Source organism: Facklamia lactis (assembly GCF_015863205.1).
Classification (GTDB): Bacteria; Bacillota; Bacilli; order Lactobacillales; family Aerococcaceae; genus Facklamia; species Facklamia lactis.
In genome coordinates this window covers 1-659 of record NZ_JACBXQ010000019.1, presented here as the reverse complement: position 1 = coordinate 659, position 659 = coordinate 1, and the positions used below count along the sequence as shown (strand labels likewise).

1 pseudogene is annotated in these 659 nt (G+C 48.0%); it reads left to right on the top strand.

Features of this window, described 5'->3' with window-relative positions:
• A pseudogene (locus tag HZY91_RS10785) lies at positions 1-659 on the top strand (transposase); the annotation flags it as partial.

Below are 659 nucleotides of genomic sequence, written 5' to 3'. Positions count from 1 at the left end.
GTGTCACCAAACCATTCTCAAGGAGGTTCATGTCTCATGAATAGACTACCGCATCACCAAGGAATCGACAAGTTTTTCGCAATGTTGGGGCTGGCCCTTTATTTCTCTAAGCCGGTCATGAAGCATCTCATTCATATTATCGATGCGCTGACAACGAAAGGATTTGCGGGAACCTTGACCGATCTGCATCACGAGAGCTCTCATCCCAACCATCGAACGACACTGAGCCATTTTTTCACGAAAAGCCCTTGAGAAGAAGAGACGCTGCTTCGCAAACTCCAGCAGTGGGTGCTTCATCGTGTCGAACGCAGCTCGAAACGAGAGAATCAACCCATTTTTGTTTCGATCGATGATACGATTTGCCAAAAAACGAAGCCCTCGTCACGGGCAACACACGCCATTCAAGGGTGTGATTGGCACTATTGTCACGCAGAGAAAAAATCGATTTGGGGACATTCTCTCGTTTGGCTCATGGTTCATACGATGACCCAAGCGTTTCCTTTTGCCTTTCGCCTCTACGACAAGACGGCAGGGAAAAGCAAAGGGAAACTCGCGATCGAGATGCTTTCTTCTTTGGATATGAGTCGCCCCGTTTATGTGCTCATGGACTCTTGGTATCCATCCCAAACGCTCGTGGAAGCTTGTCTGAAAAAGGGATT